Raw genomic sequence first — 7,902 nt, 5'->3', positions numbered from 1 at the left:
TTCATCAATCAAATCTTCTATATCATCTTCTAATTCATCAAATTCTTCTATATCATTCTCATCTATAGTTCCCTTTTTCTCCTTTTGTGCTAATTCTTCTACTTCTTTCAAAAGTTTTTTGATTTTTTTATATTCCGAAGTCTTTTTAGCTTTAGGATAATCATCTAGAATATCCTCTTTTATTTCTATCAAAAATTCTTGGATTTTAGTATATCTACTCAAATCATCTATATTCTCTTCTAAATTTTTGACTAATTTATCATACTCATCACATTCTTTATCACTTAAATCATCATTGTTCTTTATTAGATCTTCAATCTTTTTATAATTATTCACTGCACTTTTATATGCTTTATCAGTCTTGATTTCACCGTTTATTTTCACAATGTTATCAATATCATTTTTAAATTTTCTCAAAACAAACTCTTTATCTGCTCCTAATAGCTCTATTCTATCGTATATTTTATCTTCTAGTTCATTTAGTTCTTCTAATTTTTCATCGCTTAATTCTTTATCGTCTTCTTCTAGTTCATCTTGCTCTTTGTACAATTTCTCAAATCTATTTATTAGTTTTTGAGTGTTCTTGTACTCATTTGTATTGATCATATCAGGGTTATAACTTCTTGCATCCCTAAGTTCTTCATTCATCTCATCAACTGGACTATATTTGATTTTATTTGATTTATAAACTATATCCTCTAATTCCTCAGCAAATTCTTCCTTCACATCAAATCTATCATCTTTATCTTCTGAATCAAAAAATTCATCATAAATTTCCTTCAATTCTTCCATATCATCTTCATCTATCTCTGATGCTTTATCTCCCGCTAGTTTTTCTACTACATCTTTAAAACTAGTTTTTGCAAAATCAATTTCTTGAACTGCTTCTTCCATGTCTTCTACTGGCTTCGCTGCTGATACGCTAGTAGCTAAACCACCTACTAACATAGTTGCTGTAATAGCTCCTATCATTGTTTTTCTAATAAAATATTTTTTCATAATCTACATCCTCCTCTAATTTTATATTGGGCTCAGTTTTATCATTTGCAATTTGTACCTTGGCTATATAATAAAAAATTCTTTTGTACTTCTTGTGTAGTCTAAATAACAATACGATTAAAATAGATTAAAAAACAAAAACGATGTTCTCGACTAAAGTAAAAGTAGAATTAAAATTCCAACTACACTTCAAATGAAAACACCATTTTTATAAAACTTTTTAGCCCCTATCTATCCAAAAATAAAACATTATTCCAAGCTCACTACTCTCTACTCCAAATTCACATTTGTGCCTCTCTAGTATGCTCTTAACTATAGGTAGACCAAGACCTGTACTATTTTCCACCTTAGTCCTAGACTGATCTATTTTGTAAAATCTATCCCAAATTCGCTCCAATTCTTCATCTCTAATTTCCGAACACGTATTTTCAAATTCAATTTTTACTTTTTCATCATCACATTTTACTCTTATAATTATCTTTCCATCTTCATCTGTATGATATACCGCATTTGAAAATAAGTTTTCAACTACATGATTTATTTTTTTTGCATCTCCAATTATATCTATATCTTCACAGTCTATTTCAAATGCAAAATCAATTTTCTTGTCAGATATTATTGACTTTAATTTTTCATAATTTTTATTCATTAGTTGAGATATATTTACTCTATCTAATTTAAGCTTCAAATTGTCAGATTCTAACCTAGATAGCTCTATCATTTCAAGCACTAGAGCATTCATTTCATCAGCTTCCTCTATTATCACATCTAGATAATAATCTTTTTTGGTTCCAGCCACTCCATCCTTTATTCCTTCTGTAAAACTCTTTATAACACCTATTGGCGTTTTTAATTCATGAGATACATTTGCAACAAATTCTCTTCTTATCTGCTCTTGTTTTTTCTCTTTTTCTATGTCTGATTTTAGCTCATCATTTGCAAATTTTAATTCGTCTAGTGATTCCTTAAGACTTTTAGATAATGTATTGAGGCTCTTTGAAAGAGTTCCCAGTTCATCATTTGAATTTATATTAGAATATACTTCAAAGTCCAATCTTGCCATTTTCATAGCAACTTTATTTAATTCTATTAGTGGTTTTGCAATTATCTTAGAATATATATATGCCATTATAGTTATAATTACAGCTGCTATCAATATCATATATGGATAGTATCTTTTCATGACGTTTCCTGCTTCACCTATCTCTTGAAGAGATGCAACCACACAAATACTGAGGCCACTCTTTCCAATCTTTTTGCTATATACTAATACACTACTCTCTGTTTTTGCATCTTCATATACTTCAATTCCTTCACTTAATTTTCTTATATATTTGATGGATTTCTGACTATCTGCGTATCTTTCAAATATACCTTTCAAATAACTATATTCATAGTTAAAATCTTCATTCAACCTTATGCTTTCAACCTCACCCTCAATGCTAATTATATTGTCATTTAGCATACTAGGATTTATAGGTAATCTCTCATTTATATCTACTTCATTTCGCAAAAAATACTTTTCAGCAATCTTTTCTCCTTCTGCGAAAATTTTGAGTCTATTGTAAAGAAGACCATCTTCTTCTGTTCTTATCTTAATTGGAGAAACAAAAATTTCCCAATTTTTATAAGTTTTTCCCTCAACTTTCATATGATAATTTTCTTTTATATTCAAAATTGAATTCATTCCTAGCGAAGAAATATCGACTAAATATTCTTTTGAATCCGCTTTTACGAGTACTACCTCATTGAATTCTATCAAATCTGACAAACTCTCTTTGTTTTCATTTACTATGAACATATCAAAATTATTTTCTCTAGATATATCCCTAGTCCTATCTACTATTTCTAGTATCGAACGATTTTCATCCTCAAACGATTTAATCAAACTATCTGAGTTACTCACCACATCATTTACCTTTGTCTTAAAATACAATTTATCAAAGAAATAGTCTTGAAATCCCATTAATCCTAAAAATAGTATCACGCTCATTATAGATGTAAGTATAAAAAGTTTTTTCACGATTCCTCTTACAATCACTTCATCACCTCAAATTTATAACCAACTCTGACTATAGTTTTTATAGCCCCCCCTCTATCGCCTAGCTTTTTTCTAAGTTTTTTTATATGTGTGTCTACAACTCTTATATTTCCAAAATAATCTATTCCCCAAACTCTATCAAGTATTTGTTCTCTAGATAATACTTGATTCTCGTTCTCTATCAAAAGATTCAATAGTGCATATTCTTTATTGGCAAGCTCTACTTCTTTGCTGTCAATCGTTACCCTATATGCTGACTGATCTATGATGATTCCTGCTCTATTTATGACACCCTTAGCTGGTCCAAGCTCACAATCTACTCTTTTTAGCAAATTTTTTGCTCTAGCTAATAGTACCTTAGGACTAAACGGTTTGACCACATACTCATCTGCACCTAAATCAAATCCCTTTATTTTGTCCTCATCTTCGGAAAGAGCAGTAAGCATTATTATTGGAACATCACTCTTAGACCTTATTTTTTCACAAACTGTCCATCCATTTATCTTAGGAAGCATTATATCTAATATCACCAAATCAACATCGGATATATCAAATATTTCCAACGCTTGTTTTCCATTTATCGCCTTTATTACCTTGTAGTTCTCTAAAGTAAAATAATCTTCAATTACCTCAAGCAAATATCTTTGATCTTCTATTATTAGTACTTTTTTATCCATAATCTTTCAACTCCTACAACACCTTTAATTCTCCAAAAGCTCATATAAATCATCCGTCAAATCATTCTTTCGATTTCTTAGCTCAGATATTTCTTTGGATATTTCATGCATTTCTTCATATATCTCTCTCAACTCATCAGTTCGTTCTTGTGATATTACATTCAATTGTTTCTCAACAAATTCATTCTCAAAATTATTATATGATTCTAATCTATCTACGCCCTCCTCATAGGCATCCTTTAATTCTTCACAATCATCAGCAATCCAGTGCCACAATCCTTTCTCTATGTCTTCAACCACATAATCGTAATATCTATACACATCATCTTTTGAATGTGAATCAAATTGATTAAATTCTTTTAAACTCCCACTACACACACTTTCTAGAATTTCAACAAATGATTTTATCTGATTTTCTGGTCTTCCATTCTTCATACTAAATCCAATACTTTCTAGGAACTCTATTTTCTTTTTCCGTATTTTTGTTTCTCCTTCAGCTGTCCAATTATCTTCTTCATTCTCTAAATTCAATAATTCGTCATATAGCTTTAGCGCTACTTTTTTTTGATTTTTACTAAGTTCATTTACGCTCATATTATAATTTTTCATGTATTTGTCAAGCGACTCAACGCAAAGCTCTGATAATTTGACTACAGCTGACCATTTTTCGATTTTGTCTTCAACTGACATTTTTACTTCATTGTCATTTAAATTATACATTTTTACTTTTTCAAATAATACACGTGCCTCTTTCAAATCTTTTTCTAATATCATCTTCTCACAATATTTTAATGTCTTTAGATACTCATCAAAATCACTATTGCGTATATCCATATGTTTGTACTCTTTACTTTCCTCTTTATTGTGTTCCATTATATCTGATAGCTCATCTGCCATCTCTTCCGCAGCTTCCTCAATTTCATCTCTATCATTTTGTTTAAATGCTCGCAATATGTCTATATACTCTTCTATGATGCTTATTCGATCCTTCTCATATACATCACTAAGCTCTGCATTCCAATGTTTTTTTATTATTTCTTCCAATGTTACTTCATTATAATCCAAGTCCATAAGTATAGTCTTTATCTCATCTTCATCCAAAAATTCATTCTCATACTCGCTAATTTTTTCTACATCCATACTATTGCTAATTCTAACATTGCCAGCATTTACATTAATTGTCCCTATAGTAAAAAAAACTATAGCTACTACAAAATAATACCTCTTATAGATTTTTTTCATGCGATTCTCTCCTCTTCTCATTCACAAAAGCACCTTGTAATATAGATTCTACTATACAAATTTGAAATTTAGCTTAAATAAAAAAGCTTTTTTACAAAGTATTTTCGATTTTACCTCATCATAAAAAAACTATTTGTAGTCTTTGTGTACTTTAAATAACAATAATATTAAAAACAAAACAAAAAAAATAAGTTACCTTAGGCGGTGCCTGGCACCACCCTAAGGTAACTTATTTAAGTTTTTTTATTTGTGCTTTTCTAGAATTCTGCGTTTTTAGCTGTTCTAGGGAATGGAATTACGTCTCTGATGTTGCTAACTCCTGTAAGATACATGATAGCTCTTTCAAATCCTAGGCCAAATCCAGCGTGCTTTGTTCCACCGAATTTTCTAAGCTCTAAGTACCACCAGTAATCTTCTTTATCTAAATCCATCTCTGCGATTCTTGACTCTAATATATCAAGACGCTCTTCTCTCTGGCTTCCTCCGATAAGTTCTCCAACTCCTGGAACTAAAAGGTCCATAGCAGCTACAGTTTTTTGATCATCATTCATTCTCATGTAGAATGCCTTTATCTCTTTTGGATAATCTGTAACAAATACAGGTTTCTTGTAAACCTCTTCTGTCAAATATCTCTCATGTTCTGTTTGAAGGTCTATACCCCATTTAACTGGGTAATCGAATTTCTTGTCTGCTTTTTCCAATATTTCTATAGCTTCTGTATATGTTACATGACCGAACTCAGAAGTTCTAACATGATCCAATCTCTCTAAAAGTCCCTTATCTACAAATTGGTTGAAAAATGCCAATTCTTCAGGACATTCCTGCATAACATACTCTATCATGTATTTAACCATATCTTCAGCTAAATCCATATCATCTCTAAGATCTGCAAAAGCAATCTCTGGTTCTATCATCCAAAACTCTGCAGCATGACGAGGTGTGTTTGAGTTTTCAGCTCTAAATGTAGGTCCGAATGTATATACATTTCTAAACGCAAGTGCGTAAGTTTCCGCTTCTAGCTGACCACTTACAGTAAGGTTTGTTTCCTTGCCAAAGAAATCTTTTGAAGTATCGATCTTACCTTCTTCTGTTTTTGGAATATCGTTTAAATCTAATGTAGTAAGTCTGAACATCTCTCCTGCACCTTCACAGTCACTACCTGTAACTATTGGAGTGTGAACGTAAACAAATCTGCGCTCTTGGAAAAACTTGTGTATAGCATATGCAGCTACACTTCTAACTCTAAATACTGCCGAGAAAAGGTTTGTTCTCGGACGAAGATGTGCTATAGTTCTAAGATACTCTACGCTATGTCGTTTCTTTTGAAGTGGGTACTCTGGCGAAGATGCTCCTTCTAACACAACCTCTGTAGCTTTGATTTCAAATGGCTGCTTTGCATCCGGTGTAAGAACTAATTTTCCCTTTACTACTAATGACGTTCCCACGTTGTATTTTCCAATCTCTGCAAAGTTTTCTAATGATTCTTCAAAAACCACCTGAATGTTTTTGAAAAATGTTCCATCGTTTAACTCAATAAATCCAAATGCTTTAGATGCTCTAATAGTTCTAACCCATCCTGATACTGTAATTTCCTGATCTGCAAATTTTTCTGATTCTCTGTAAATTGACTGAATATAAGTCGCTTTCATGATATCTTCCTCCCTTTTATTAAAAAAATCTCCTGATTTATGTATCCCATTTATCAAAATAATTGGCTGATTCGCTTCTAAAATAAATGCAAAATACTAACTTCAAAATACTAACTGCACAATACTAACTTCAAAAACAGCAATAAAAAAACCTTCCATCTCCTAAAAAGGGACGAAAGGTTAAACTCACGCGGTACCACCCAAATTACCTAGCTAACTAGGTCACTCTAAATCAATGCATTCACATCGTCCATGGGATAACGGTCTGGCGCCGTCTGAGCCTACTCTCTATCGATTTCGGTCAGCAACTCCGAGATGTTCTTCAGTAAAGTTTCAATACAGACCTCTCACCATCGTCTGTTCGCTAATATTTACCTCTTTACCTACTCTTCTCTTCACAGTTTTTTTCTTTAAAATTGATTTCATTATAATACTCTATAAATACTTTGTCAAGTTTTAATTTCCCCTTAATATAATGATATTATTTTGTCATGTATTATATTTATATTTTTGATATAATATCTTTGAACTATTAAAAATATCTAGTTGATAATTAGGAGGCTATAATGAACTACCGCAATAGCAAGTTTAAAAAACTAAAATATTTTATACCTATCGCATTACTGAGTATATCTCTTTTATCTGCATGCTCTAATAATTCAAACGATGAAAAAACAAGTGAAAATTCATCTACTAGCACAGTCGAATCTTCAAACTTATCTGATATAGAAGATAACAATGTACAAAATACAGATTTTACATCATATAGCTTAGATGATTTCGTTAACAACTTCTCTGTAGAAAATTTTGAACTAAAAGATGCTCTGAGAGATAAAATTTTAAATATAGCACTAGATACTACATCGAAAAATTCCTATAGTGCAAAACTTTTACACACCGATTTTGAAAGTGGAAAATCTTTAGAGACTTCAATTCTATTTAAAGATAATAATTGCAAAATAACATCACCAGATGTATTCTACTCTCAAAAAAGATTTACTAGTGTGTATAAAAATGACGAAAATGCTCTTTATTACTATGATATAGATGACCCTACTCCGGCTATAGAAAAATATACAAACTTTATTTCTGAGTCTTATAGCAAAATGGATATTCCAGGTGCAATAGGTTCTCTTTCTCCATATGATTTTTCTATAACTGATCCCACAAGCATAGAATTTGGAGAAATTGATGGCAAAAAGACTCTATTGTTTACTAGGAAATCAGATTCTATACTTATAACAAACCACATTGATATAAATACTGGATTTTCTATTTTACGAAGTGAAAAATA

Annotated in this window: 6 protein-coding genes and 1 other annotated feature; of the genes, 1 reads left to right on the top strand and 5 read right to left on the bottom strand. The window is 31.0% G+C overall.

Annotated elements, in window-relative coordinates:
• From N4A40_04025 to asnS, 5 genes are all read right to left on the bottom strand, one after another.
• The coding region (locus N4A40_04025; GenBank protein ID MCT4661006.1) for a hypothetical protein at window positions 1-999 on the bottom strand (999 nt) is incomplete at its 3' end.
• A gap of 220 nt (window positions 1,000-1,219) precedes the next feature.
• Window positions 1,220-3,022 (bottom strand): HAMP domain-containing histidine kinase, encoded by a 1,803-nt coding sequence (locus tag N4A40_04020; GenBank protein ID MCT4661005.1) that lies wholly within the window; start codon window positions 3,020-3,022, stop codon window positions 1,220-1,222.
• A gap of 14 nt (window positions 3,023-3,036) precedes the next feature.
• The gene (locus N4A40_04015; protein MCT4661004.1) at window positions 3,037-3,717 is read right to left on the bottom strand and encodes a response regulator transcription factor; all 681 of its coding nucleotides are present in this window, start codon (window positions 3,715-3,717) and stop codon (window positions 3,037-3,039) included.
• Between the two features lie 24 nt (window positions 3,718-3,741).
• Window positions 3,742-4,959 (bottom strand): hypothetical protein, encoded by a 1,218-nt coding sequence (locus N4A40_04010; protein MCT4661003.1) that lies wholly within the window; start codon window positions 4,957-4,959, stop codon window positions 3,742-3,744.
• A 257-nt stretch (window positions 4,960-5,216) separates the two neighbouring features.
• Window positions 5,217-6,608 carry an asparagine--tRNA ligase gene (asnS, locus tag N4A40_04005; protein ID MCT4661002.1) on the bottom strand — a complete coding sequence of 464 codons (1,392 nt, stop codon included), beginning with the start codon at window positions 6,606-6,608 and terminating at the stop codon, window positions 5,217-5,219.
• 165 nt (window positions 6,609-6,773) lie between these two features.
• Window positions 6,774-7,016: a binding site (T-box leader), on the bottom strand.
• Window positions 7,017-7,174: 158 nt separating this feature from the next.
• Between asnS and N4A40_04000 the strand changes: the two genes are divergently transcribed.
• On the top strand, window positions 7,175-7,902 hold a 728-nt coding region (locus tag N4A40_04000), incomplete at its 3' end, for a hypothetical protein (protein MCT4661001.1).

The organism is Tissierellales bacterium (assembly GCA_025210965.1).
Taxonomy (GTDB): Bacteria; Bacillota; Clostridia; order Tissierellales; family JAOAQY01; genus JAOAQY01.
The sequence above is the reverse complement of the archived record's forward strand: the minus strand, read 5'-3'. Positions and strand labels throughout refer to the sequence as shown.